Genomic DNA, 25,145 nt, shown 5'->3' with positions numbered 1-25,145 from the left:
CGCTGGCTGGGCCCGGCTGCTCAACCAAGGAATTGACTCATGAAACGATACCTATTGCCCGCCGCGGTTGCGCTTCTCGAGGCGTCGACGCTGTTTCTCGGTGGCTGTGCCAGCACGCCGTCCAACACCAACGCCCCCTCGGCCGCGCCTGCGGGTAGCCCAGCGGCAGCGCCCGCGCCCGCCGAAAAGGCAGCGAGCCGGGTCCAAAACCTGTTCGTCGCCATGCCCGAAGACGGGCGCCTCTACTATTTCACCGACCCCAAGCTCTACCTGATCTATCTCGATACCGAAGAAGTGGCGCTGCGGCAGACCCGCATCGGCGCGGGCCCAGCCGGACAAACGGTGGTGTTTGCGCTCAGCAATGAAGACGTCAAAGCGAAGGGCCCGGGTTTGGCCGAGCAGCTCTACGACGGCAAGATCGAGGCCAACGCCAAAGACTTCTACGGCGAGGTTGTCAAGGACGGGCGTTTCTACGTCTTCGACCGTTATGCCGACATGAAGTCCTTCATTCAGTCGGGCGAGGTGGGTCTGGCGATGAGCGACATCGGCGCGGGCCCCAAGGGCGCGACGCTGGTTTGGGTGCTCAACACCGAGACGGCCAAGCAAGGCCGGCCGACCGCGCGCATCGAGAAGTTCAAGTCGCTGCATGGCATGAAGTGACAGTAAGATGACGAATCTGTGACGGGCCAGCCGGGCCCGTCTTTTTTGCCAGACAGGGAGAACCTGGCGCCTAAGGCAACGCTGAATAAGTTCCCGCGATGGCGCGCGCCCGGCCGCGGGATGGGATGCGAGGCGCAAACCGCAGCCATAGCCGTAGCTATGGCGAGGATTTGCAACGAAGCAGACCGCCCGCAGCCGGGATGCGCGACGCGCGAGGGACTTGTTCAGCGTTGCCCTAAGACTTCAAAAGCCATACAGATGAGCACCTCAGCCACAAAGCAAAGCCAGAACGCCGCCACCATGCAGACGGCCATGGCCGGGCGCATGCTGCGAGACCGGTTGTTTCAACGGGTCATGTCCGTGGGCGGCATCGGCGTCATCGCTGCCATTTTGGCCATCTTTGTCTATCTCGGTAGTGTCGTTCTGCCCTTGTTCACGCCGCCCGAGGTGCATGATGAAGCCCGATTTGCCGTCCCTGGCGGGTCTGCGTCGCCAAGCTTGCTCTACACCGCCGAAGAACAGCGCGAAATCGGGCTGCGCGTGACCGCGGCCCCGGCGCTTCATTTTTTCGCCTATGGCTCCGGCCAGCCGCTCAAAGAGCTGGCCGTGCCGCTGCCCAAGGACACCCGAGTCACTGCGTTCTCTCGCGGCGCGCTGTCGACCTATGCGATGGGGCTCGGCTTGTCCGATGGTTCGGTGTTGGTGCTCAAGCCCGAGTTCAAGGTCTCGTTCGAGGGCAGCACGCGCCGGATCGACCCCGATGTGGCCTTCCCCCTGGGCGAAGCGCCGCTGAAGATCGCGACCGACGGCAGCGCGGTGGCGCGCCTCGGTATGCAGCAGTCTGAGGAAGGCTCGACGGTCGCGGCTTTGACCGAAGGCGGCCGCTTGTTCCTGTCGGGCGTGAAGGTCGAGCGCAACCCCATCACAGGTGAGGAAAAGAGCGAAATTCAGCAATCCGAGATCAGCCCCGCACCGCGCGAGGTGCGCGACATCCTGATCGAAGACAAGCAGCGCGAAATGTATGTGCTCAGTGGCGACCGCACGCTGCTGCGCTACGACATTTCCGACAAGGCTGCACCCAAGCTGCTCGAGACCCTCGACATCGCCGCCCCTGAGGAGCGGGTCACCGCCCTCACGATGCTCAGTGGCGGCTTTTCACTGATCGTCGGCACCGACAAGGGCAGCCTCACGCAGTGGTTCCCCGTCCGGGTCGAGGGCACCCATTTCAAACTGCGCAAGATCCGTAGCTTCAAGCCCATGGACGGCGCCATTCGCACGCTGGCGCCCGAGTTCCATCGCAAGGGCTTCAGCGCGGGCAGTGACCGCGGGGAAATCGGCGTTTATTTTGCGACCTCGAACCGCCAACTCTTCACCCGAGAACTCAGTGATCGCCCCATCGTCGCTCTGGCCCTTCCGCCGCGCGGCAACGGTTACATCGCGCAGGACGATCAGGGCCAGACCTATGTCGCTGCGGTCGAGAACAACTATCCCGAGGTGTCCTGGAGCGCTCTGTGGGGCAAAGTCTGGTACGAGGGCTATGAGGAGCCGGTTTACGCCTGGCAATCGGCTGCGGCAAACGCGGATTTCGAGCCGAAATTCAGCCTGGCGCCGCTGACCTATGGCACCTTGAAAGCGGCGTTCTACGCGATGATCGTGGCCGTACCGCTCGCTTTGCTGGGCGCCATCTTCACGGCGTATTTCATGTCCCCGCGCATGAGTTCCATCGTCAAGCCCACGATCGAAATCATGCAGGCTTTGCCGACGGTGGTGCTGGGTTTTCTGGCGGGCTTGTGGCTCGCGCCCTATGTCGAAAACAACCTGGCCGGCGTGTTGTTGTGCCTGGTGCTGTTCCCGTTTGGCATTCTGCTGGCATCGTTGATTTATTACCGGTTGCCCGGCCCCTGGCGCGACCGGGTGCCCGCGGGCTGGGAAGCCGCCTTGCTGATCCCCATCATCCTGGTGTTGTTCTGGGGACTGCTCAGCCTCGGTCACCCGATCGAAGCGGCTTTCTTTGGCGGCGACATGCCGTACTGGTTGAGCAACACCATGGGCATCAAGTTCGAGCAGCGCAACTCCCTCGTCGTCGGGATCGCCATGGGGTTTGCCGTGACGCCGACGATCTTTTCGATCGCCGAGGACGCGATCTTCTCGGTGCCCAAACACCTGACCGCCGGCTCGCTCGCGTTGGGCGCGACGCCTTGGCAGACGCTGACCCGGGTGGTGCTGCAGACGGCAAGCCCCGGTATTTTCTCGGCCGTCATGATCGGCTTGGGGCGGGCGGTGGGTGAAACCATGATCGTGCTCATGGCCACCGGCAACACCGCAGTCATGGATTTCAGCATGTTCACCGGCTTTCGCACCTTGTCGGCCAACATCGGCGTCGAAATGCCCGAGGCCGGCGTGGGTGAAACCCACTACCGGTTGCTGTTCCTCTCGGCGCTGATTCTGTTTGCGTTCACCTTCATCGTGAACACCGTGGCCGAGTTGGTTCGGCAGCGCTTGCGCGAAAAGTACAGCACGGTTTGATTGCTCCTATAGAAATAGAAGGCCACGAGAAGTCATGAAAGACTGGTTCAAATCCGGTAGTCCCGGCATCTGGCTCACCGCTGGGGCGGTCGCGCTCGCGGTGGTGATGGTGGTTTCCGTACTGTTGCTCACGGCAGGGCGGGGGCTCGGGCATTTTTGGCCCAAGGCGGTCGCTGAAACCAGCTTCACCGAGCGGGATGGCTCGAAGATCCGCCTCATCGGTGAAATCCGCGAACGTGAAGAAGTCGCGGTGCGGCGCCTGCGCGATTCGGGCTTCAACATCGACAGTCAGGAAAAATTCGTCACCCGGGCGCTCTTCAAGATGGGGAACCGGGACGTGACGGGTGCCGATTTCCGCTGGTTCCCTGAACCCCTCTTGGGGCCGATTGCTTTTCCGCAAGATCTCATCACCATCGAGCGCCGCGAGTGGGGCAATTTTTACGGGCACCTCAAGGCGGTCAAGGAAAACGACCAGGTCGTCGCCGAGGGACCTCAGGCCTGGGTGCAGGCACAGGCCCGATTCGACCGCGCGAAGAAGCTGTTTGCGCAGATCTATAAGCTCGAGAAAAAAGACATCGGCGATGTCAACTATCGGATCGAGCAGCTGCGGCTCGAGCAGCGTCGGGCGGAAATCAGGAATGCGCTGACGCCCGAACTCAAGGCCAGCCTCGAGCAGCGCCGAGCCAAACTCGATGAGGAGTTCTCCGTGCTGCAGGCCCAGTTGCAGAAGCTGCGGGACGAGATCGCTCGGGATTCGCTCGTGGCCGAGATCATGGACGGCCAGGAGAAGGAAGTGAAATTCGCCGTCATCGCGGACATCTATCGACCCAACGCGATGAATCTGGGCGAAAAATTCGTGCATTACGGGCGTAAGTTCTGGGAATTCCTGACGGACGATCCGCGCGAAGCCAACACCGAGGGCGGCATTTTCCCGGCCATCTTCGGAACGGTCATGATGGTGCTGCTGATGTCGGTCATCGTGACGCCCTTTGGCGTGATGGCGGCGATCTACATGCGCGAATACGCCAAGCAAGGCCCGCTGATTCGCATCATCCGGATCTCGGTCAACAACCTCGCCGGGGTGCCGTCGATCGTCTATGGCGTCTTTGGCCTGGGCTTCTTCGTTTATTTGCTCGGTGGCAACATCGACCGGCTGTTCTTCCCTGAAGCCCTGCCGGCGCCAACCTTTGGTACGCCCGGCATTTTGTGGGCCTCGCTGACCCTGGCCTTGCTGACCTTGCCCGTGGTCATCGTTTCGACCGAAGAGGGCTTGGCCCGTGTGCCCCGTTCGGTACGCGAAGGCAGCCTGGCGCTGGGCGCGACCAAGGCAGAGACGCTTTGGCGCACGGTCCTGCCGATGGCCAGTCCGGCGATGATGACCGGCTTGATCCTCGCGGTGGCGAGGGCCGCCGGGGAAGTCGCGCCCCTGATGCTCGTCGGCGTCGTGAAGCTGGCACCCGCGCTGCCGCTGGATGGCTATTTCCCTTTCATCCACCTCGACCGCAAGTTCATGCACCTGGGCTTTCACATCTACGACGTCGGCTTCCAAAGCCCGAACGTCGAGGCGGCCCGTCCGCTGGTGTATGCGACGGCGCTGCTGCTCGTGCTCATCATTCTGGGCTTGAACCTGTTCGCGATCCGCTTGCGCAACCGGCTGCGCGAGCAGTTCCGCGGTCTCGAAACGGTCTGATGCCCCTTTCGTATCCTCAACACCGAACACGCGAACCATGAACACGCTCACGGACTCTCCCCGCAAGGTCGTCCCGCAGATGGCCGAAAAAGCCTTCGCGCCGCTGCCCCCGCTGTCGGAACAGGAAGCCAGCCTCGAGGTCAAAAGTCTCAACCTCTACTACGGCTCCAAGCAGGCGCTGCGCAACATCAACATGGTCATCCCGAAGAAGCGGGTGGTGGCCTTCATTGGCCCCAGCGGCTGCGGCAAGTCCACGCTGCTGCGCTGCTTCAACCGCATGAACGACCTGGTCGACAACTGCCGGATCGAGGGCTCGATCATCCACGAAGGGCGGGACATCTATGCGCCGGGCGTCAACGTCGCCCAATTGCGGCGGCGCGTGGGCATGGTGTTCCAAAAGCCCAACCCCTTCCCAAAGTCCATCTATGAGAACGTGGCCTATGGCCTGCGGCTGCTGGGCATCAAGGACAAGGCGCAGCTCGACGACACGGTGGAGCGCTCGCTCAAAGGCGCCGCGCTGTGGGACGAAGTCAAAGACCGGCTCGATTCCAACGGCCTGAGCCTCTCAGGTGGGCAGCAGCAGCGACTGGTCATTGCGCGGGCGATTGCGCTCGAACCCGATGTCTTGCTGCTCGATGAGCCGTGTTCGGCGCTCGACCCGATTTCGACCGCCAAGATCGAGGAACTGCTCATCGAGCTCAAGGACCGCTTCACGATCGTGATCGTGACCCACAACATGCAGCAGGCGGCGCGGGTGTCGGACTACACCGCCTACATGTACCTCGGAGACCTGATCGAGTACGGCGAGACGGAGCAAATCTTCTTCAAGCCCAACCGCTCAGAAACGGAAGACTACATCACAGGAAGGTTTGGTTGATCATGGGTGACAAGCACATTTCGAGCCAATTCGACGCTGAGTTGACCGTCGCGACGAGCCGCCTGATGGAGATGGGTGGTTTGGTCGAATCCCAGATGCGCGCCGCGATGGAGGCGCTGAAAAACTTCGATACCGATCGTGCGCACGAAGTCCTGCGGCTCGAGTCCGAGGTGAACGCCTTCGAGGTCGAAATCGACCGAGAAATCTCCTCGATCATCAGCCGGCGCCAGCCCACCGCCCGCGATTTGCGTCTGCTGGTGGCGATTTACAAGGCGACGACCAACCTCGAGCGGGCGGGAGACGAGGTGTCGCGCATCGCACGCATGGTGCTCGCACTGGCCCACGACGGCGTGCCGCGGCCCTTGCCGATTGCGGACCTGCAGCTCGCGTTCGAGCTCGCGATGAACCAGCTGCGCAAGGCGCTCGACGCCTTTGCCCGCATGGATGAGCGCATGGCCCTCGAAATCCTCAAAGAGGACGACGCCATCGATGTCGAGTTCAACGGCTTCATGCGCAAGCTCGTCACCTACATGATGGAAGACCCGCGCACCATCAGCGCGAGCCTGGACTTGGTGTTCATCGCCAAGGCCATCGAACGCGTCGGCGACCATGCGAAGAACCTGGCCGAGCAAATCATCTTCATCACCCGCGGGACGGACATCCGGCACGTGTCGCTCGAACAGGTGGAGAACGCCGTCCGATGAGACGTGTGCCTCGGGTGCTGATCGTCGAGGATGAGTCCTCGATCGCTGAGCTGATCGCCGTGAACCTGCGCCACAACGGGTTTGCGCCGATTTGGGCAATGGATGCGGAAGCGGCACAGCGTGAGCTCGACAGTGTGCTGCCCGACGTCATCCTGCTCGACTGGATGCTTCCTGGCTCGAGCGGGCTCGCGCTCGCCAAACGCTGGCGCAGCGATCCACGCACCAAAGACGTCCCCTTGCTCATGCTGACCGCGCGCACCGATGAGGCCGACCGCGTCAGCGGTCTCGATGCAGGCGCGGACGACTACATCACCAAGCCATTTTCGACGAAAGAGCTGTTGGCGCGCATCCGCGCGGTGTTGCGCCGGCGCGCGCCGGCGCCCGTCGATGGGGTGGTACGGATTGGTGAATTGGTGCTGGATGCGGCGACGCATCGGGTGACTTGGCAACAACAGCCGATCAAACTCGGTCCGACCGAATTCAAGCTGCTGCACTATTTCATGCAGCACCCGGAACGGGTGCACAGCCGGGGCCAGTTGCTCGACAAGGTCTGGGGCGACCATGTCTTCATCGAGGAGCGAACGGTCGATGTCCATGTCAAGCGGCTGCGGGAAGCGCTCGGGGCGGCCAGTGCAATGATCGAAACCGTGCGCGGTGCAGGTTATCGCCTGACCGCGCTCGCGACGGGGGTGGCGTCGGCGGGTCCCGAAGCTCAGCGCTGACCGTCTGAGCGGCTGTCTGGCGCGCCCGTCGCCCGTCCGTCTGGGGGCGCGTCCATTGAGCGCACCGCGGAACCCGAGTGCGCGGAGTTGAGGAAGCGCAGGGTGCCGGTCGCTTTGCACCCGATACTTGCAGCATGATCCTAAATCCGGCAGTTGGGCGCGCCCGGGCGGGCCGTCATCGGGCGCGCGGGCAAGGCGCAAACCGCAGCCATGGCGGGCGCCATGGCGAGGATTTGCAACGCCGCCCCCGCACCCGAGGGTGGCTCGACCGGGTGCGCAGCGCTCACCCAAAAGGTGAAGGGCCTGCGCAGCGAAAATTGCTGAAACATCAACACATTGCTTTTCGCGAGTAGCGGTCAACTTCCGGATTTAGGATGATGCACACGATTTCCTGGTGGGTGTTGGCGGGGCTGATCGGGGGCGGCTTGGCAGGCTTGCCGGGCGCTCTGGCGGGGGCATTGCTGGTCGCAGCCGGCTTCGAAGTGGTCAATCGCCGGCGGGCTCGCCGCTGGCTGGCGAACCCTGACCTCGCGCACCTGCCGACCGTCACCCGATTCTGGGCGGAGTTCCTCGATCGGATTCGTCGGCTGTTGCGTGCCAAGGCTGGGGAGGTCGAGGCCGCGGAGCGGCGCCTGGCCGCTTTTTTGAGCGCCCTGCAACAGTCGCCCAATGGCTTCGTCTTGCTTGACGCCCAAGGCCGCATCGAGTGGTGCAACGAGACGGCCGGGAGCCACTTCGGGATCGACCTGTCGCGCGACCAATTTCAGCCGATCACCGGCTTGGTTCGGGATCCGGCATTCGTCGCTTATTTCGCTGCGGGCAACTACCAACAGGAGACTCAAGTCAGCGGCCGCGGCGGGTCAGCCGCCTTGCCGCAGAAGCTTGCGGTCCAGTTGCATGTCTATGGGGACGGGCGGCTGCTGCTGCTCTCGCGCGATGTCACGGCGCTGGCCCAGGCCGAGGCGATGCGGCGGGATTTCGTGGCCAACGTCTCGCATGAGATCCGTACCCCGTTGACGGTCCTCACGGGCTTCATCGAGACCCTGCAGAACCTCGAACTGGATGCGGCCGAACGCGAGCGCTATTTGGCGTTGATGGCCGGGCAGGCCGAGCGTATGCAAACCCTCGTGAGCGATCTGCTCACGCTTTCACGGCTCGAGGGCAGCCCGACGCCCGGATTCAATGAATGGGTCGATCTGCCTTTGCTCATGCATCCGGTTGAGGATGAGGCGCGCGGGCTGGCCCAAGCCCTGTCGATGCAAAGCGGTCGGCCGCATGAGCTTCATTTCGGACCGGTTCCTGAAGTTCAACTGGCGGGCGCACGCAGCGAGTTGCGCAGCGCTTTTTCCAACCTGGTCGGGAATGCCCTCCGCTACACGCCGGGAGGGGGACGGGTCGACGTCGAGTGGTCGCAGCTGCCCGATGGCCGCCTCGAGTTTTCGGTGACCGATACGGGGCCTGGCATTGCGGCCGAGCACCTGCCGCGGCTGACCGAGCGTTTCTACCGGGTAGACCAGAGCCGTTCGCGGGAAACGGGCGGCACGGGCTTGGGACTGGCCATCGTGAAACACGTGATTCAGCGCCACGGCGGCGAACTGCGCATTGCGAGCGCGATCGGCAAAGGCTCACGCTTTTCCCTGGTTTTTCCAACGAACCGCGTCAGGGCTGAGCCGGAACGCGTCTGAAGATCGTCAAAAATTCGTTGTTGTCGCTTGGCCGCTGAATCGAAGCCACACGTGCCCATGCGGAGCCCGCACTGGCCGTCACGGGCGCATCGAAACGCGAGCCGTCGACGATCAGCCAGGGGCAAGCGGCAGAGTCTGCGCCTTGCCGCAGTTCCAGCTGGCCGTGAAAGCGCAGCGCCACCGCCTGCGCGGGCGTGAGTTCTGCGACGGCCACGCATCCGGGGGTTCCGATCAGTGCTTGCACCCGCCGCACCAACGGGACGTAGCTGCGGGCATAGTCCAGCAAGGGCAGCCAAAGGGTCATCAAGAGCACCCAGCAAAGCACCGCGCCCCCAGCGGGGAGGGCGAGACTTTTCCAGATCGCAGCACGGTGACGCCCGGCGCGCCAGGCAATGAGGCGGACCCAGCCGAACGTGGCGAGCACCGCGACGACGAACGCCCAGGGCACGAAGCTCGGTTCGAACCCGGGCGCCAGGCGGGCCACGTTGGCGGCCGGTTGTGGCGGAAAGCCCGTTTGCATGGCGGTCCAGACCACCCAAATGATGAGGGTGCAGGCGCTGAAGAAGATCAGCGTGAACCAGTCGATGAGCGCGGCCACACTGCGCTCCAACGTTGGCAGCGCAAACGCCGCCAGGGTGGCCAAGGCCGGCAGCGCCAGCAACAGCGAACGGTCGCCCGTGGGCGTGAACACGGCGGAGGCGCTCGCAACGACCGCGAACAGCAGCGGTAGCGCCAGGTGCGGATGGTGGGCGGGTTGTCGCAACTGCAGACGCCAACGCCACAGGCTCCAGAGCGCGAGCGGCCAAGCCGGCCAGGTGAACCAAACGAACAGGCGGAGGATGTTGCGCCAGGCCCATCCGGTTTCGGGAAGCTCCACTCGCCAACGCCACAGCCCAAGCACGCCGCAGAGCCCGGCGGTCAAGAGGGTGCAAGCCGCGATCACCAGCGCCACGCGCCGGGACCGGGGGGCTTCTTCGCCCATCGGGTGTGACCCGGCGAGGATGCCCGCCGTGCCGAGCCCGAGCAGGGTGGCCAGGGCCGGTGCGCCGCTGAGCGCGAGGCCGGGTAAGGCCAAGATCGCCGGCCAAGGGCTGCGTGATTCCGGTGGCAAGGTTCGCGCCACACCAAACATCAAGAGGGCTGCAAAACCAAGTTGCGCCACGGCCGGCGTGGTTTCATGGCTCAACTGCGCAAGCCCCAGGCAGGCCAGCAACGCGAGCAGCGCGCCGTCGGCAATCGCACGCGCGTAGTCCTTGGGGCGAGCCTCTCCCCCGAAGGCAAACGAGACGGGCTGGGCACGCGGCGTCAACGCCAGGTGGTAGACCGCGTACCAGGTGGACGCCATGGCGAGCGCAAGCAAGCCCAGGAAGGGCAACCGCGCCGCCCAGGGCGAGGGTAGAGGCAAGCCGGCGACGGCCCAGGCGCCCAGCCAATACGGCAGCAAGGCATCGGCGGCGGGCGCGTCGCTGCCCGGGATGCGCGGTGCGAGCCAGGTCACCGCATCCCACGGGGCCGTGCGGGCGAGTTCGAGCATGTAGCCGAAGCCCGTGATGTCGGCGCTTTTCCAAGGCTCGCGCCCGAGATAGCCCGCCAACAGATACGCGCCGCAGAGCATCAGCAGCGCCCAGCGGGGCAGGCGCCGAACGGCGCTTTGGGCAACGATGGCGGGCGTTGGAAGATTCACGATGGGGCGTCGGACGGGCCAGCGATGGAAAACAAAAGGGCAGCGCGGTTGCCCGAGCTGCCCTCGATGGTGCCTTGCCGGTGCTTACTTGGCGGCAGCCGTCTTTCCGAAGCGGTTGCGGAATTTCTCGACGCGACCGCCCATGGTGTCCACCGATTTTTGGGTTCCGGTGTAGAAGGGGTGCGACTCGCTCGAGGTGTCGAGCTTGAAGAGCGGCAGTTCGCGGCCGTCTTCTATCTTGATCGTTTCCTTCGTGTTCACGCAGGAACGCGTGACGAATTTGAAACCGTTCGACAGATCCACGAAACAGACTTCGCGGTAGTTGGGGTGTATGCCTTCTTTCATGATGCCTCTTCTTCAGCCGCGAGAGCCGCCCCGGCCCATCCGGAGTACTTTTCGCCAAAGCCCTTCATTATAACGGTCAGCCGCCGCGCCGCATCATGTCGAAGAACTCGGAATTGTTCTTCGTGGACTTCATGCTCTTGAGCACCATTTCCATCGCCTCGATCTCGTCCATGTTGTAGATGAACTGTCGCAGGATCCGGGTCTTTTGCAAGACTTCGGGCGGAAGCAAGAGTTCCTCGCGACGGGTGCCGCTGCGGTTGAGGTTGATGGCTGGGAACACCCGCTTCTCATAGAGTCGCCGCTCGAGGTGGATTTCGCAGTTGCCCGTGCCCTTGAACTCTTCGAAGATGACTTCGTCCATGCGGCTGCCGGTGTCGACGAGCGCCGTGGCGATGATCGTGAGGCTGCCGCCTTCTTCGACATTGCGTGCGGCACCAAAGAAGCGCTTGGGCCGCTGCAAAGCATTGGCATCGACACCGCCGGTGAGCACTTTGCCCGAACTCGGAACGACGTTGTTGTAGGCGCGGGCGAGACGGGTGATCGAGTCGAGCAGGATCACCACGTCCTTTTTGAGCTCGACGAGGCGCTTGGCGCGTTCGATGACCATTTCGGCGACGTGAACGTGGCGCGCGGCGGGCTCGTCGAAGGTCGAGGCGATCACGTCGCCCCGGACGGTGCGCTGCATCTCGGTGACTTCTTCCGGGCGCTCGTCGACGAGCAAGACCATCAGGTGCACTTCCGGGTAGTTGGCCGTGATGGCATGGGCGATGTGCTGCATCATCACCGTCTTGCCCGACTTCGGCTGCGCGACGATCAAGGCGCGTTGTCCCTTGCCGATCGGCGCAAAGATGTCGATGACGCGGCAGGTGATGTTTTCCTCGCTCTTGATGTCGCGCTCGAGCTTGAGTTGCTCTTTCGGGAACAGCGGGGTGAGGTTTTCGAACATCACCTTGTGCTTGTTTTGCTCGGGCGGCAGGCCATTGACCTTTTCGAGCTTGTTGAGTGCGAAGTAGCGTTCCCCATCCTTCGGGATGCGAACTTCGCCTTCGATCATGTCGCCGGTGTGCAGGTTGAAGCGCCGCACCTGGCTCGGGCTGATGTAGATGTCGTCGGTGCTGGCCGTGAAGCTCGTGTCGGGGCTGCGCAAGAAGCCGAAGCCGTCGGGCAGGATTTCAAGAACCCCGTCGGCAAAGACTTGCTCTCCGGCCTTGGCCCGCTTCTTGATGATCGCGAACATCAGTTCCTGCTTGCGCATGCGGCCGGGGTTCTCGATTTCGAGGGCCTCGGCCTGCTTGAGCAATTCAGAGACGTGCAAAGCCTTGAGTTCGTTGAGATGCATGAGCAACCTGCGTGGAATGCGGCCGGAACGGGGCCGATGGAGATGGGACGGAAGAGGGGACCCGGGCCCGAGGGCGGAGTCGAAGACGTTGCCGTGGTGTCGCAACGCGCGCCGTGAAGGTCGGCGCTGGGCGAATTATGACAGGAAATGACGGGAGAACCGGCGGCGCAGGACTCGGTGTTTCGAGCAAGACGACTGCCGCGCCGGGCACTCGATCTGGGGCGCTTCCATACGGGGGTGCACCGGCCGGTGCACCCCGGCTGCTGCGCCGCTCAGGCGGCGAGCTGCTGGTCGATGAAGGCGGTCAGCTGGGACTTGCTGAGTGCGCCGACCTTGGTTGCGGCGAGTTGACCGCCCTTGAACACCATCAGCGTCGGGATGCCGCGAATGCCGAATTTGGCCGGCACTTCACGGTTTTCATCGACGTTCATCTTGGCGACGCGAAGCTTGCCCTGGTATTCCTTGGCCACTTCGTCGAGGATCGGGGCAATCATGCGGCAGGGCCCACACCACTCGGCCCAGTAGTCGACGAGGACGGGAAGGTCGGATTTAAGGACGTCGCTTTCGAAGCTCGCATCGGTGACGTGCTGAATCAATTCGTTGGCCATATCGAGATCTGGGAGGGTTGTGGGGTCATCAGGATGGCGTGACCGGGGGCGGTTTGCTGCTGCGTCCGCGCCCGCGCTGGCTGCCGGGGAGGAGAAATTGTGACAGAAACCGGCGCCAGTCGCCGCGGCACAATGACGCGATGGATTCCATCCCAGAAGAACCGGACCGGATTGCGCCACAGGCTGATGTCCGGGCGCGTTGGGCAGCGGCGCTCGAGCACCTGAGCCGGCGGATGCAGGCGCGCGGCGTGCATCCGTCGCGGGTCGTGGTTTTGCTGCCTTACGCGCAGTTGGTCCCGACCGTCGTCGAGCTGTGGCGGAGCCGCGAGCGCGAGGGCTTCATGCCGCGGTTTCAAACCTCACGCCAGTGGGCGGATGAGCTTGGGTTGGTGGCCTGGAGCGAGCCGACAGGCTTGGATTTCACGGGGCAGACGGCGCTCGACCTGCTGACGGCCCGGCATTGGTTGACGCGGGCGGGGTTCGGGGCGGATGCGGCCTGGCTTGCGCCCCGCTTGGTGGAGGCCACGGCAGAACTGGTGCCGGTGGCCGCAGCGCAGGCCCCGGCGCGGCGTGCGGAGTGGGGGCGCTGCTGCATCCACGGCTGCGTGGCCGGTTGGGATGCGCCTTGGCTGCGGCATGAGCGTGCCTTGGCGACGCTGGCATTGACTTGGGCTTCGCAGTCGGCCTACGCCAGCGACGCCTTGTGGGACGACGCGGCGACCGCGGCGTATGAGCTGATTTTCTGGATGGACCATTTCATCCCCGACCCCTTGCTGCATGCGCTCGCTGCGCATTGGGGCGTACGCGCAGAGCCGTTCACGGTCGAGGAGGAGGAGGAGGAGGAGGAGGAGGCCATCCCGCCCGGGCGCCTGCGGGTGCATGCGAAAGTCGGTGATCTCGAAGAAGAAGCCGAGCGGGCGGCGGCCTGCGTTCTCGCCCATGTGCGGAGCGAGCGGCGACCGGTGGCTTTGGCGGCAACGGACCGGTTGCTGACGCGGCGCATCCGCGCATGGTTGGGCTTGCGCGGTGTGCGGGCGCGCGACGAGACGGGCTGGAGGCTTTCGACGACCCGTGCTGCGGCGCGCATCGTCGCCGTGCTGAGGGCCTGTGCTTGGGATGCCTCGACCGACCAGGTGCTCGATCTGCTGAAAAATCTGCCTGGTGATGCGCACGGGGTGGATGCGCTCGAGCGTTGGAGCCGGCAGCGGGCCTGCGCGCGTTGGCGGGACGCGCTGCGACTGGCGTCGCTGGAGGAGGCGGGCTCGGAGGCGTTCGGCGCGAGTGGCCTCGACACGATCGCTCGGGAATGGCTGGCGTCGGTCGAACGCTGGCGCAGCCGGCTGGGCGCGCCCCGGCCGTTCCATCAATGGCAGGATGCGCTGGCAGAGGTGCTGCGCGAGCTGGGCCTCTGGGCCCCGCTGGCTGCCGATCCTGCGGGCAGCGAAGTGCTTGCGGTCCTGGGGCTGGAAGAGTGCGCCCGTGCCGCCTGGCGTCGGCTCGAAAGCACCCAGCACCGAACGACCGCTGCGGAGTTTTTGTCTTGGGTCGAGTCTGCGCTGGAGTCTGCGTCTTTCGTGCCGCCGGCTACGGACGAAGTCGATGTGATCATTGTGCCGCTGGGGCAGATACGCTTGCGCCGATTCGGCGCCGCTGTGTTGCCGGGCTGTGATGCGCGCAGCCTGCCACTCGTTCCCGAGACCTTGGGATTTTGGAGCGACGCGCAACGGCGGATTCTGGGGCTGCCCGATCGCAGCGCTTGGGCCTGGGCGCAACGCCGCGCCTGGGCCGGCGCGCTGACCGCGCCGCAGATCGACATTTTGTGGCGCATGCAGGATGAACAGGGCGAGCCGCTGATGCCCAGCCCGCTGCTGCAGGCGACTTTGGACACCCAGCCTTGGGAAGAGGCGGCCGACCCGCGCAGCGCGCGCGCGCTTGCTCTCGCGCCGCAATGGCCCCCGCAGGCGCTCGGGGCGGATTTGCCGGTGGAGCGGCTGTCGGCCAGTGCGTATGCGGACCTGCGCACCTGCCCGTATCGGTTCTTTGCGCTGCGTCAGCTCGGTTTGCGCTCGCTCGACGAACTCGAGGAGGCGCTCGACGCCAGCGACTATGGCCGTTGGTTGCACGAGATCTTGCGCCGCTTCCACGATGCGTGCCCCAGACCTTCGGGTCGTGCGCGGGAGGATCTGCGGGCGTCGCTCGACGCGGCAGCGGCGGCGGTGGATGGGGGGCGGTGGCTGGAGGCGCCTGACTACCTTCCCTACCGCTTGGTCTGGCCCAGACTGAGGGAGGCTTATCTCGAATGGCTGCTGGAAGTTGACGCGCCGCTGTTGGCGCAGGTCGAAGGCGTGGAGCTGTGGCGCGAGCGGCGGCTCGGACCCTGGCTGCTGGTCGGGCAGATCGACCGGGTCGACCGGCTGCAAGATGGGCGCACGCGCCTCGTCGACTACAAGACCGAGTCGAGGCAGCGCACGCAAAAGCGTGTGCGCGAGCCCGACGAGGATACGCAACTGGCTTTTTACGCCGCGCTTTACCCGGAGTTAACCGTCGAAGCGGCGTATCTGAATGTGCATGATCGCGAAGGCTGCACGATCCATGCGCTGCCCGAGGTGGACGCCCGGCGTGAAGCGCTGCTGCGCTCGATCGAGTTCGATCTTCGGCGCGTCGCCGAGGGCCATCCGCTGCGGGCACTGGGCGAGGGAGAAGCGTGCGACTGGTGTGCGGCCCGGGGCTTGTGCCGGCGCGACTCCTGGCCCGAGGGTGGTCGAGCGGAGGAGGGGGGCGCACCATGAGCGGCGGGCCGTCAAAACCCTCCTACTGGATCGACGTGCGGCAGGCCGAGCCGGCGGAGTTCTACGCCCTCGCGTGTGATCCGGCGCGGCCTGTGGCCGTCGAGGCCTGTGCGGGCGCAGGCAAGACCTGGATGCTCGTGGCGCGCGTGCTGCGCGCCTTGCTCGACGGTGCCGAGCCGCACCAGATACTCGCGATCACGTTTACCCGCAAGGCCGCCGGCGAGATGCGCGCTCGCGTGCTCGAACTGGTCGATGAGCTCGCACGGGCGAGTCACGAGGAGCGTGTGAAGGCCCTGATTGAGCGTGGAGTAGCCCCTGGGCCAGCGGAAAATGCGGCCAAGCAGCTACAAAGTTTGAAGCACCGGCTGCTTGCGGCCGAGCGGCCGATCCAGATTCGCACCTTTCACAGCTGGTTTGCGACGCTGCTGCGCGCTGCACCGATGGCGGTGTTGCAGGAGTTCGGCCTGCCGAGCGTGTACGAACTCATCGAGCGCGACGAAGAGGTGTTCGCTGAAGTCTGGCGGCCCTTCCATGCAGCGGTTTCGGCGGATCCGTCGCTTCAGGCTGATTACGCAGCCCTGGTGGCCGCCGTCGGCCGCTCCGGCGCGATCGAGGCGCTGAGCGCTTTGTTGCAGCGCCGAACCGAGTTTGCGCTGGCCGATGCGCTGGGCGTGGTGGAGCGATCGGTCGCGCCCGCGCAGGCTTTGTTTCCGGCCTTAGCCGGTTATGCCGAGCCGGCGCTGGCGCTGTGCACCGAGGCTGCCCGAGCGCGCTGGTTGCAGAGGGCGCAGGCCCTCGGCCGGGCGCGCGCCAAGACCGCTGAAAACGCCGCGCGGGCGATCGTCGACGCGTTCGAAGCGCACGCTTTAGGGGCTGCCGACCCGCGAGACGGTGCGGTGCAGGGCGGCGATACCGAGCGGGCCCAGGCGCTCCTCGACGCGTTGCGCGGGGCGCTGTTCGTCCGGGATGAGGATCGGCTCAAGCACCATCTCGGCAAGTTTCCGGAGGCGCTCGAGGCCGAAGCCGAGCTCAGGGAGTTGCTGGCGGCGCGGCGGCAGCACGGGGCTTGGATGCACCAGCAACGCATGCTGCGGCTCGGCCGCTGCTTGCTCGGGGTGTACGCCGAACTCAAGCGTGCCCGCGGCTGGGTCGACATGGGAGACATCGAGCGCGCTGCCCATCGCTTGCTCGCCGATCCGACGCTTTCGGGCTGGGTCCAGGAACGACTCGATGCCCAGCTGCGGCATCTTTTGATCGACGAGTTCCAAGACACGAACCCGCTGCAGTGGCAAGCCTTGTATGCCTGGCTCAGCGCCTACGCGGGTGCGGGGACGGCCCCGAGCGTGTTCATCGTGGGCGATCCCAAACAAAGCATTTACCGTTTCCGCCGTGCCGAGCCGCAGGTGTTCGTTGCGGCCCAGCGCTTCATCCGCGAGGGGCTCGGTGGCAGCGTGCTCGGCTGCGATCACTCGCGGCGCTGCGCCAGCGCGGTCATCGAAGCCGTCAACACCGTGATGGAAGCCGCGCAGGCGGCCGGCGAAACCACCGGTTTTCGGACCCACAGCACCGAATCCAAAAGCCTAGGCGAGGTCGGGCGGCTGCCGGCCATCCCGCGCGCATCCCGATCGAAGGCGCGGTCGGCTTCGGATGCCGCTGCGTCTGAGCCAGCGGCAGATGCGGGGGGTGCAGGGAATCGAGGCGATGCAGCGGCCGCTGACAGACCGAACACCGAGGACGCTGCGGCCGTCGTGGACGTGCCGGTCTGGCGGGATAGCCTCAACGAGCCTCGGCTGACGGCCGAAGAGACGCTGCTCGAGCGCGAGGCGCGGCAGGTGGCCGCTTGGATCGCCGCTCGGATCGCCTTGGGCGCCAAGCCCGAGCAATTCATGGTTCTGGCGCGGCAACGCGCGCGGCTGTCGCTGCTCGACGATGCGCTGCGCGCGCTCGGGATTGCGGCGCAGCAGCCCGAGCGCAGCGATCTGAGCGAACTGCCCGAGGTGCAGGACGTCGTCGCCTTGCTCGATGTCCTGGTCTCACCGGTGCAGGACCTGTCGCTGGCCCGAGCGCTCAAGTCGCCCTTGTTTGGCGTGAGCGACGACGCCTTGGTGCGGCTCAGCTTGCGCGTCGCCGAGGCGCGCAGGCGCGAGGCGGCTGCGGTGACCTGGCTTTCGGTGCTGCTCTCGGACGATGCGGCGCTCGATCCCGCGCTCGAGCGGGCGGCCCGGTTGTTGCCGCGCTGGCAGGCAGCTCTGGCGGCCTTGCCTCCGCACGATGCGCTGGCGCAAATCTTTGATGAGGGTGAGGTCGTCGCCCGCTTCGTGGCGGCCGCCCCGCTTGCCCGGCGCAGCGCCGTTCAGGCATGGCTGCACGCCTTGCTGCAGGCGACGCTGCACATCGCGGGCGGGCGGTGTTTAACCCCTTACGCGGTGGTCCGTGCCCTGAAGCGAGCCGGACAGCCCGCGCCCCCCTTGGGCGACGCCGCGGCGGTGCGGCTGCTGACCATCCATGGGGCCAAGGGGCTCGAGGCCGACTGTGTGGTGCTGCTGGACAGCGACAAGCTTCCGCAGGGCAAGAATCGATTTGGGGTGCTGGTGGATTGGCCGGCCGAGGCGCCAGCGCCGCAACGGCTGGTTTTTCTCTCCGCTGAGGCCGACCAGGCCTCGGACATCGCCCCCTTGTTTGAGCGTGAGCAGGCCGAGCGCCGTCGCGAGGAACTCAATGCGCTCTATGTCGCGATGACGCGCGCCCGCGAGACCTTGGTGCTCAGCGCCGTCGAGGCGTCGAGCGGCACCGAGCCCACGCCCTGGCGGCGTTTGATGCCGCATGTCCCAGAGTGGGTGGTGCCGGCTGCGTCGACCCGGCTGCCGAACACTGGCTTGTCGGGGGCAGCCACGAGCTCGACGGTGTTGCTGCGGGGCTTGGAGCCGCTGCCGGTCGAAGGGCTCGGGTTGGACCCCAAGGACCTCGTGCGGTCGAACCGTTCAGGTACCGAGGCGATCACTCGGATCGAAGCGCCCGATGACGAGACGGCCCGGGTCGGCCAGGCGATGCATTGGCTGCTGGAACATGAGGCGCGGGTTTTCGGGGCACCACCGGGCGCCGCTCCCGATGCGCTGCTGCGCAGCGTTGAGCAGCGCTTTGGGCTCGACGGCGCTCAGGCGGATCGGGCCTGGTCGCTGGCACGGGCCGCGCGTTTTGGTGCGGCGCAGTGGGCATGGGATGCGGCCGTGATCGACTGGCAGGCCAACGAGGTGCCGCTGCTGTGGCAAGGGCAGTTGCTGCGCATCGACCGGCTGGTGCGCCGGCGCGACGGGGCTTGGTGGGTGCTCGATTTCAAGAGCGCGGCCCAGCCGCAGGCGCAGGACAGCCTGCGGCTGCAGCTCGAGCGCTACCGAGCGGCGGTGGCGGCCTTCCATCCCGGCGCCGAGGTCTACGCGGGCTTCATCACCGGGGCCGGGCAGTTCTTGGTGCTCCCAGAACCGTCCCCGGATCGCGGGCGCTGAACCCGCCCCCAGGTGGGAGGAGCGAACTCAATCCTGGGTGGCTGCCCCATGCGTGGCCGACCAAGCGCGCAACCACTCGACGGCGACGGTCTCGGGCTGATCGCTATGCGCGGTGTCGATCAGCAGCGGCGGTCCCAGACGTTGCGCCCCGAGGTCTTGCAGCCGCTCGTCGATCAGGTGCGCCGCGCCGCAGAAGGTGTGGGGATGGCCCGCCTCGTCTCCGAGCCCCAGCAGCCCGTAGCGCACCGAGCCGAGGTATCGGGGCTGCTGCTCGAGCGTTTCGAAGAAACGACGGGCGTTTTCCGGCAGGTCGCCGGCGCCGGTGGTCGAGGTGCAAAACAGGAAGGTGGTTTCGGCCGCCGCATCGAAAACGCCCGGGTCGACCGTGTCGAGCGCCTGCACGGTCGGGCTCCAACCCAGATCGGACGCCTCCATGCCCAGTGCCTGCGCGACGGATTCGGCCGTTCCGCCGGAGCTGCCATAAAGAATCATCAAGGGTTGGGTGGATGGGGTCGTGGTCATGATCGGTGTGCTCGGGATTCTGTTCGCGGCTGAGTGTCGGGCGGTATCGGTCGGTGGGATGCTGGCGATCTGCGGCGCCTCCGAGATCCGTTGGGTGCTGGAGAGAGCCGCATAATGCCAGGGTCTGGCCGCTTCGGTTGAGCGTGGCCGGCTCGCTGTCCCCAATCCCGATTCCCCACCCATGAGCCCGATCACCAAGGCCGTGTTCCCCGTCGCGGGCCTCGGCACCCGTTTTTTGCCGGCTACCAAGGCCACACCGAAAGAGATGTTGCCGATCATCGACAAGCCGCTCATTCAGTATGCGGTCGAGGAGGCGTATGCGGCAGGCATCACCGAGATGATCTTCGTCACCGGTCGGCACAAGCGGGCCATCGAGGACCATTTCGACACGGCGTTCGAGCTCGAGCATGAGTTGGAGCAGGCGGGCAAGCTCGCCTTGCTGGAAGTGGTTCGCCAGGTCAAGCCGCCCGAGGTGCAGTGTGTGTTCGTGCGCCAGCCGCGGGCCAACGGCTTGGGTGCGGCGGTGTTGTGTGCCGAGCGTCTGGTCGGCAACGAACCCTTTGCAGTGCTGCTCGCCGACGATTTGCTCGTCGGTGAGCCGCCCGTGCTGGCACAAATGGTGGCGCTGCATCGCTCGCTTGGTGGGAGTTTGCTGGCGACCGAGGAAGTGCCGCGCGAGCAGACGCGGCGCTACGGCATCGTGCACGGCCGCAGCGTCGCGGCATCGGTCACCGCGCTCGATGCGATCGTGGAAAAGCCCGAGCCGGAGCAGGCTCCGAGCACCGAGGCCGTCGTCGGGCGCTACATCCTCAGCCCCCGGGTGTTTCACCATCTGCATCGCGTGGGCACGGGTGCCGGTGGGGAGTTGCAGCTTACCGACGGCATTGCGGCTTTGTTGGCTGAGGAAGCGGTCTATGCCTATCGCTACGCGGGGCGTCGCTACGACTGTGGAAGCAAAGCCGGCTTCCTCGAGGCCACGCTGCGGCTGGGCCTCGAACATCCCGAGACCGGTCCGGCGCTGCGCGCGCTCATGCGCGAGATTGGTTGAACCCAGATTGTCCATGAGGCGGCCCTGCGGGCCTACGCGCGCCCTGGCGGTCGCTTTGCGGCGTCTTCGCGCCCGTGCTCGTCGCCAATAGCCTCGGCTATTGGCTCCTCTCCCGTGCGCGAATCCACGCGCAAACCGCCGCGCCATCTTCGCTCGTCCTCATGGCCAATCTGGGTTGAAAAAGACCGGGCACAGGCTAACAATTTGTAATCATGACCGCGACGCACACCCCGATCGATCCCGAACTCAGCGACTTCGTCGACCGTCTCGACGCCGCCGTCGAAGCGCATATGGAGTGGTCGCGCCGGCTGCTGCGCTGTGCGGTCCTGCGCGTCTCGCCCGGCGACGACGTGCTCTCGGCCGAGGCGCATCGGCTGTGCCGTTTCGGCCGTTGGTTTCAGTCGGCCTATGCTCAGTTCGAGGCGCTCGATGCCGACGCGGCTGCCGCCATCGCCCACGAACATGAAGCCATGCACGCGGCCGTGCGTGCGATCTGCGACGCCGTCCTGAAGGGGCAGCCCGGCTCGGCCGAGGCCCTCGACACTTTCGAGCGCACGCAGCGGGCATTCATCGATCAGCTCGCCCATGTCAAGACGCTGGCGCTCGCGACCGCGGTGCGGCATGACGCGCTGACCGGCTTGCCGATGCGCTACGGCATCGAGCGGGATTTCGCGCTGTGCCGGGCGGATGCGCTGCGGCATGGCGAACGGCTCTGGGTCTTGATGCTCGACATCGATCACTTCAAAGCGGTGAATGATCGTTACGGTCATCCGGCGGGCGACGCCGTGCTGGTGCATTTCGCCCAAGCCCTTCGAAAGCAGCTGCGCAAGAGCGAGCCCCTGTATCGCTTCGGCGGGGAGGAGTTCCTGGTGTTGCTGCGGACCGCGGATGCCGCTCAAGCCCTGCGCGCCGCCGAGCGTTTGCGCGCGGCGCTCGCCCGCAGCCCCGCGACCCTGCCGGACGGGCGCAGCCTTACGGTGAGCTTTACAGCGGGCTTGGCGCCGGTCGGCGCGGAGGAAGAGCTTTCGACCGCCGTGGCACGGGCCGATGCGGCGCTGTATCGAGGCAAGCAAGCCGGCCGCGACCGCGTGGTTCTCGCGGAATAAGGCAAGGCCGATCTTGCCCCCGTCCTCTACGGCCCCATCACGCCGTCGAACATCATCACGTCGACCAGGTCACCCACCCCAACGTTGCCCTGATCGTGGTGCAGCACGATGAGGCCGTTGGCTTGCACCATCGAGCGCAACACGCCCGAGCCTTGGTTGCCCGTGGTGCGTACGCTCAAACACCCGTCGGCGCCGCGGCTCACGATGCCGCGCTGGTATTCGGTGCGGCCGGGTTTTTTGCGCAGCGCCTCGGCGCTGTGGGCCCGCAGCAGCGGCGGCGGTGCGTCGGTGCAGCCCATCATGCGCAGCAGCGCCGGGCGCACGAAGGCCAGAAAGGTCACCATGACCGCCACCGGGTTGCCGGGCAGGCCGAACAACACCGCATCGCTCGACCCTGCGGTCATTTTTTCATAGCTTGAAACGACCGTTTCACGCTGGGAATCCGGTGTTTTTTCTGCAGAAATGCGCCCCACGGCCATGGGGCGGCCGGGGCGCATGGCGATGCGCCAGAAGGCGACGTCGCCGAGCTTTTTCATCATGGCCTTGGTGTAGTCGGCCTCGCCCACGCTGACGCCGCCGCTGGTGATGACGGCGTCGGCCTGCGCGGCGGCCTCGCGAAAACGCGCCTCGAGGGCCGTGGGTTCGTCGCGCACATGGCCGAGATCGATCGGCTCGCAGCCGAGCCGGCGCAGCAGGCCCAGCACGGTGTAGCGGTTGCTGTCGTACACCGCGCCCTCGCGCGGCGCCTCGCCCAGGCTGAGAATTTCATCCCCGGTCGAGAAATACGCCACGCGCGGGCGGCGCAGCACCGAGACCGTTTGCTGCCCGAGGCTTGCCAGCAAGCCGCAGGCGGCGGGCGTGAGCCGCTGGCCGCGGCGCAGCGCAGGCTGCCCGGCCATCAGGTCTTCGCCACGCAAACGCCGGTTGTCGCCGCGCTGTACCACCCCGGCGGGCACGGTGACGCGGTCGCCCTCGCTGCGGGTGAATTCCTGCGGCACGACGGTGTCGAGCCCGGCGGGCAGGATGGCGCCGGTCATGATCTTGAGGCACTCCCCCGGTCCGACCGTGCCTTGCCAGGCTTTGCCCGCGAGCGCCGTTCCGACCACGCGCAGCGTCAGCGCGGCTTCGGGGCGCAGGGCCGCACCGTCAAAAGCGTAACCGTCCATCGCCGAGTTGTCGTGCGGCGGCACGCTCAGTGGCGAGATCACGTCGTCGGCCAGGATGCGGTCGAGCGCGTCGCGCAGTGCCACGGTTTCGGCTTCGCGCACCGGCTCGACGAGGCGTTCGAGGAAGGCGCCCACCGCGTCGGCGCGCAGCGCCTGGGGGTCATAGCCGGCAATCTCGGCGGCGATGGCTTCGAGGGATTTCATGCGGGTCAGCAAAGCGGGAAGGAAGGGGCGGCCCTGCGGGGGGCGCGCGGGGCCTGCGGAGTCAGCGTCGTTCAAGCGCGCGCAGTTCAGCCAGCGTGTTGGCGTTGTAGAAAGCGTGCGCCTCGTCCTGCGCGCGATCGAACGGCACGAGCACGGTGCGGTGCTGCGCCGTCCAGCGGTCGATCTTGCGGCCGCCTTCGTGGGTATAGCGCACCAGACTTTCGAGCAGGTCGACGCACAGCAGGCTGAATACCGGCTGCGCGCGCACCGTGCCGTCTTCTTCGGGCGCGGCGGCCATGGCGATCTCGGCGTTTTCGCGCGCGGCCGCCTCGGCCAGCCGTTGCGCCAGGTCGAGCGGAAAGAGCGGGGTGTCGCAGGGCACCGTGAGCAGCCAAGGCGTTTCGCAACGCTCGAGCCCGGTCAAAAACCCCGCCAGAGGCCCGGCGTAGTCGGCCAGCGTGTCCGGCCAGACCGGCACACCAAACGCTTCGTAGGCCGCCAGATTGCGGTTGGCATTGATCATCACTTCGCCCACCAAGCCTCCGGTTTGGCTGCGCAGCCGCATCAGCGCGTGTAACGCCAGCGGCAGTCCGTTGAAGTTCTGCAGCCCTTTGTCTACCCCGCCCATGCGCGAGCCGCGCCCACCGGCGAGGATGATGGCCGTGATGGCACCGGCCCGGGTCGGCGGCATGGGGGTGTTTTCGGGCGGCGGAACGCCGTGCGCGTGTTCGGAGGAAGGATGCGAGGCAAAGTTCATGCGGGCCTCAGCCTCTCAGCCGCCGATGTAGCTCATTTCGACCCGGCGCGCGCCCCGGCCGACCTCGGTTGGGAGCTGCGCGCGCAGTTCGGAATAGCGATCGGTCCGTTGCTGCCAAATGGCGCCGATGGCGCTGGCGAGTTCCTCGTCGCTCACGGGTTGCTCGCCGCGCAGCAGGTGGCGCAAGTCCCAGCCGCGCTCGGCAAACAGGCACAGATAGAGCTTGCCCTCGGTCGAAAGCCGCGCACGGTTGCAATCGCGGCAAAACGCCTGCGTCACGCTGCTGATGACGCCGATTTCGCCGAGCGCCGGGTCATGCCGGCCATCAGCCCCGGCGTAGCCCCAGCGCTCGGCCGTCTCACCCGGGGCCGACGGGTCGAGCTGAACCAGCGGCAACTCTGCGTGAATGCGGCGCACCACCTCGGCGCTGGGCAGCACCTCGTCCATGCGCCAGCCGTTGGTCGCGCCCACATCCATGTACTCGATGAAGCGCAGCACGATGCCGCTGCCGCGGAAGTACCGCGCCATGGGCAGGATTTCATGCTCGTTCGTGCCGCGTTTGACGACCATGTTGACCTTGATCGGGGCCAAGCCCACCGCCTGCGCGGCCTCGATGCCTTCGAGCACCGCCGCCACGGGAAAGTCCACGTCGTTCATGCGGCGGAACACGGCATCGTCGAGACCGTCGAGGCTGACCGTCACGCGCTTCAAGCCCGCATCCTTCAACGAGCGCGCCTTGCGCGCCAGCAGCGAGCCGTTGGTGGTGAGCGTGATGTCGAGCGGCTCGCCATCATGGGTACGCAACGCCGCGAGTTGCTCGATGAGCCGCTCCAGCCCCTTGCGCAGCAGCGGCTCGCCCCCGGTCAGGCGAAGCTTGCGCACGCCGTGGGCGGTGAAGACGCGGGCGATGCGGGTGATTTCCTCGAAGCTGAGCAGCGCGCTGTGCGGCAGGTAGGGATAGTCCTTGTCGAACACTTCCTTGGGCATGCAGTAGTTGCAGCGGAAGTTGCAGCGGTCGGTCACACTGATGCGCAGATCGCGCAGCGGCCGCCCCAAGCCGTCCCCGAGCAACCCCGTCGCGGCGATGGGCTGCGCGGGTACACGCGCGAGCAGGGTGGTCGTGCGCTCGTCGAGCAGAGGAATTACGCGTTCGGACATGGAATTCATTATGCCGCGCTACCATCTGAGACCATAGGCTCAACCCCGCGCC

The 25,145-nt window shown here is 65.9% G+C and carries 20 protein-coding genes; 11 read left to right on the top strand and 9 right to left on the bottom strand.

The annotated features are described in order from the left end of the window. The first annotated feature begins 39 nt into the window (after window positions 1–39). From EDC62_RS00900 to phoB, 6 genes are all read left to right on the top strand, one after another. Entirely contained in the window at window positions 40–660 is a 621-nt protein-coding gene (locus tag EDC62_RS00900) for a hypothetical protein (RefSeq protein WP_124219425.1), read from the top strand. A gap of 258 nt (window positions 661–918) precedes the next feature. Further along, window positions 919–3,186 (top strand): ABC transporter permease subunit, encoded by a 2,268-nt coding sequence (locus tag EDC62_RS00895; protein WP_124219423.1) that lies wholly within the window; start codon window positions 919–921, stop codon window positions 3,184–3,186. Window positions 3,187–3,220: 34 nt separating this feature from the next. Continuing rightward, window positions 3,221–4,876 (top strand): phosphate ABC transporter permease PstA, encoded by a 1,656-nt coding sequence (pstA, locus tag EDC62_RS00890; protein ID WP_124219421.1) that lies wholly within the window; start codon window positions 3,221–3,223, stop codon window positions 4,874–4,876. A gap of 79 nt (window positions 4,877–4,955) precedes the next feature. Continuing rightward, the gene (gene pstB / locus EDC62_RS00885; protein WP_211330910.1) at window positions 4,956–5,753 is read left to right on the top strand and encodes a phosphate ABC transporter ATP-binding protein PstB; all 798 of its coding nucleotides are present in this window, start codon (window positions 4,956–4,958) and stop codon (window positions 5,751–5,753) included. 2 nt (window positions 5,754–5,755) lie between these two features. Then, window positions 5,756–6,457: a phosphate signaling complex protein PhoU gene (gene phoU / locus EDC62_RS00880; RefSeq protein WP_124219417.1), complete on the top strand. Its 702-nt coding sequence runs from the start codon at window positions 5,756–5,758 to the stop codon at window positions 6,455–6,457. Then, the gene (gene phoB / locus EDC62_RS00875) at window positions 6,454–7,179 is read left to right on the top strand and encodes a phosphate regulon transcriptional regulator PhoB (protein ID WP_124219415.1); all 726 of its coding nucleotides are present in this window, start codon (window positions 6,454–6,456) and stop codon (window positions 7,177–7,179) included. The genes phoU and phoB overlap by 4 nt, the downstream gene beginning before the upstream one ends. A gap of 140 nt (window positions 7,180–7,319) precedes the next feature. Here the strand turns inward: phoB and EDC62_RS00870 are convergent, their stop codons facing one another. Continuing rightward, on the bottom strand, window positions 7,320–7,508 hold the full coding sequence (locus EDC62_RS00870) for a hypothetical protein (protein ID WP_124219413.1): 189 nt from the start codon (window positions 7,506–7,508) through the stop codon (window positions 7,320–7,322). Between the two features lie 45 nt (window positions 7,509–7,553). On the opposite strand from EDC62_RS00870, the gene phoR reads away from it, so the two are divergent. Continuing rightward, the gene (gene phoR / locus EDC62_RS00865) at window positions 7,554–8,864 is read left to right on the top strand and encodes a phosphate regulon sensor histidine kinase PhoR (protein WP_124219411.1); all 1,311 of its coding nucleotides are present in this window, start codon (window positions 7,554–7,556) and stop codon (window positions 8,862–8,864) included. Here the strand turns inward: phoR and EDC62_RS00860 are convergent. From EDC62_RS00860 to trxA, 4 genes are all read right to left on the bottom strand, one after another. Continuing rightward, window positions 8,839–10,548 carry a hypothetical protein gene (locus tag EDC62_RS00860; protein ID WP_124219409.1) on the bottom strand — a complete coding sequence of 570 codons (1,710 nt, stop codon included), beginning with the start codon at window positions 10,546–10,548 and terminating at the stop codon, window positions 8,839–8,841. The genes phoR and EDC62_RS00860 overlap by 26 nt on opposite strands. A gap of 84 nt (window positions 10,549–10,632) precedes the next feature. Further along, window positions 10,633–10,893: a type B 50S ribosomal protein L31 gene (locus EDC62_RS00855; protein WP_124219407.1), complete on the bottom strand. Its 261-nt coding sequence runs from the start codon at window positions 10,891–10,893 to the stop codon at window positions 10,633–10,635. A gap of 76 nt (window positions 10,894–10,969) precedes the next feature. Further along, a complete protein-coding gene (rho, locus tag EDC62_RS00850) occupies window positions 10,970–12,232 on the bottom strand; it encodes a transcription termination factor Rho (protein WP_124219405.1) in 1,263 nt (420 codons plus the stop codon). Window positions 12,233–12,504: 272 nt separating this feature from the next. Further along, window positions 12,505–12,840, bottom strand: coding sequence for a thioredoxin TrxA (gene trxA, locus EDC62_RS00845; protein ID WP_124219403.1), 336 nt, complete (start codon window positions 12,838–12,840; stop codon window positions 12,505–12,507). Between the two features lie 140 nt (window positions 12,841–12,980). Here trxA and EDC62_RS00840 point away from each other — a divergent pair, with 140 nt between their 5' ends. Next, complete coding sequence (locus EDC62_RS00840) at window positions 12,981–15,629, top strand: PD-(D/E)XK nuclease family protein (RefSeq protein WP_124219401.1); 2,649 nt, start codon at window positions 12,981–12,983, stop codon at window positions 15,627–15,629. Continuing rightward, window positions 15,626–19,132, top strand: a complete 3,507-nt coding sequence (locus EDC62_RS00835; protein WP_124219399.1) for a UvrD-helicase domain-containing protein — start codon at window positions 15,626–15,628, stop codon at window positions 19,130–19,132. Before EDC62_RS00840 ends, EDC62_RS00835 begins: the two co-directional genes overlap by 4 nt. A 27-nt stretch (window positions 19,133–19,159) precedes the next feature. Here the strand turns inward: EDC62_RS00835 and EDC62_RS00830 are convergent, their stop codons facing one another. After that, window positions 19,160–19,654, bottom strand: coding sequence for a flavodoxin domain-containing protein (locus tag EDC62_RS00830; protein ID WP_124219397.1), 495 nt, complete (start codon window positions 19,652–19,654; stop codon window positions 19,160–19,162). Between the two features lie 181 nt (window positions 19,655–19,835). Between EDC62_RS00830 and galU the strand changes: the two genes are divergently transcribed. Beyond that, window positions 19,836–20,702 (top strand): UTP--glucose-1-phosphate uridylyltransferase GalU, encoded by an 867-nt coding sequence (galU, locus tag EDC62_RS00825; protein ID WP_124219395.1) that lies wholly within the window; start codon window positions 19,836–19,838, stop codon window positions 20,700–20,702. A gap of 212 nt (window positions 20,703–20,914) precedes the next feature. Then, entirely contained in the window at window positions 20,915–21,808 is an 894-nt protein-coding gene (locus EDC62_RS00820) for a diguanylate cyclase (protein WP_124219392.1), read from the top strand. 26 nt (window positions 21,809–21,834) lie between these two features. On the opposite strand, the gene moeA is transcribed toward EDC62_RS00820, so the two are convergent. From moeA to moaA, 3 genes are all read right to left on the bottom strand, one after another. After that, entirely contained in the window at window positions 21,835–23,178 is a 1,344-nt protein-coding gene (gene moeA, locus EDC62_RS00815) for a molybdopterin molybdotransferase MoeA (protein WP_124219390.1), read from the bottom strand. A 61-nt stretch (window positions 23,179–23,239) separates the two neighbouring features. Next, complete coding sequence (mobA, locus tag EDC62_RS00810) at window positions 23,240–23,869, bottom strand: molybdenum cofactor guanylyltransferase MobA (protein WP_124221043.1); 630 nt, start codon at window positions 23,867–23,869, stop codon at window positions 23,240–23,242. An 81-nt stretch (window positions 23,870–23,950) separates the two neighbouring features. Next, window positions 23,951–25,093, bottom strand: coding sequence for a GTP 3',8-cyclase MoaA (gene moaA / locus EDC62_RS00805; protein ID WP_124219388.1), 1,143 nt, complete (start codon window positions 25,091–25,093; stop codon window positions 23,951–23,953). Window positions 25,094–25,145: the final 52 nt, after the last annotated feature.

The organism is Tibeticola sediminis (assembly GCF_003843835.1).
GTDB lineage: Bacteria > Pseudomonadota > Gammaproteobacteria > Burkholderiales > Burkholderiaceae_C > Tibeticola > Tibeticola sediminis.
This window is presented reverse-complemented; position numbering and strand designations above follow the sequence as displayed.